Raw genomic sequence first — 1,403 nt, forward strand, 5'->3', positions numbered from 1 at the left:
GGTCTTAAGTCCCTGAAACGAGCAAACAGTAACGCAAAAATAAAAAAAGGTAAAGATGGTTGGAAGAAATTGTTTAATGCGTGAAATATAATCGTGTTCCATTATATATTGACTTGCCTAATGGAAAAATTCTATGTATACTTACTAATACCTAGTTAAAGACTAGGAAATAGACATACGATACATAGGAGGTATTTCATGTTTAAGCAAGTTGAACTTTCCTACGGTTTTGATGCGTTGGAACCGCATATCGATGAATTAACCATGGTGACCCACTACACGAAACACCATGCTGGATATACAAAGAATCTCAATGCTGCGGTAGAGAAGGATCCAAGCCTGAAAGATCGTTCCATTGAAGACATACTCAAGAACCTCGATTCTATCTCCGACGAGAAGCTCAGAACCGCTGTGAGAAATAATGGGGGAGGGTATGCAAACCATAATCTTTATTTCTCGATTCTCAGTCCATCAGCCGCTCATGCACCTAAAGGCTCATTACTCGATAGAATCAAGAAAGACTTTGGAAGCCTTGATGCTTTGAAAGAAACCCTGAACAGTCAGGCAGCAGGACGATTTGGTTCAGGCTGGGCATTCCTTGTTGCACATTCTGACGGATCCCTGGAAGTGGTAAATACCCCGAACCAGGATACACCCTTGATGGACAAGAAGGGTGGGGTGCCTATTCTTGGTATCGATGTTTGGGAGCATGCATACTACTTGAAATACAAGAACCTTAGGGCAGACTACCTGAACGCTATTTGGAATGTCCTTGATTGGGCAAAGGTAGAAGAAGACTACCTGAAACTCCTTTCATAGACGTATTGTACTCTTCACGATCCCCCTGGTTCAGGGGGGTCGTTTTGCAAAGGTCTCTGTCTCCACAAAGCTTCAGAGATATACAAAAACAAAAAAATGAATAATAGATAACGGAAATATACAAAAAGAGAGCGGAACAATACAAATACATTAGTCTATCAGTACTTGATTATCGAATAGTAATTCAGTAGAATATAGCCATGATACAGAACAAGAACAAGGAGACCTATATGGATAACCACGATATACAGAAAAGACAAAGCATTGAGTACATGATCAAGAACTCTGACATGTTCCTGGACGCAGACTATGAACGTCTCGCTTCACACATTGAGGGACACCGCTACTTCCTTGGAAAGAACCTTTCCATGCCAATTACCTGGGATGAGGCAACCTTTTCCTGGATGAGTAATATCTACCAGCCAATCAGCCAGGTCATGGAAAACTGGGCAACCCAGCTGAGTTTCCCTGGAAGAAGGAAAGCAGACCTCTTCTTCGAGATTTGTGACCATCAGTACTTCCTCAGCCTGCAACAGCAGAAGGAAGTCGATGTGTACAATGCTGCACTGGACTACGACGTACAG

The 1,403-nt window shown here is 42.3% G+C and carries 2 protein-coding genes; both read left to right on the top strand.

Annotated elements, in window-relative coordinates:
• Nucleotides 1-198: 198 nt before the first annotated feature.
• Nucleotides 199-819 (top strand): superoxide dismutase, encoded by a 621-nt coding sequence (locus tag JF818_RS12370; protein WP_198892299.1) that lies wholly within the window; start codon nt 199-201, stop codon nt 817-819.
• A 200-nt stretch (nt 820-1,019) separates the two neighbouring features.
• Nucleotides 1,020-1,403 (top strand): DUF4032 domain-containing protein (locus JF818_RS12375; RefSeq protein ID WP_198892300.1); only part of this gene is annotated, 384 nt, incomplete at its 3' end.

The organism is Sphaerochaeta sp. S2 (assembly GCF_016406725.1).
GTDB lineage: Bacteria > Spirochaetota > Spirochaetia > Sphaerochaetales > Sphaerochaetaceae > Sphaerochaeta.

Coding starts and splice junctions, on each gene's coding strand:
- JF818_RS12370 (WP_198892299.1), top strand. CDS start 199: ATGTTTAAGCAAGTTGAACTTTCCTACGGTTTTGATGCGTTGGAACCG.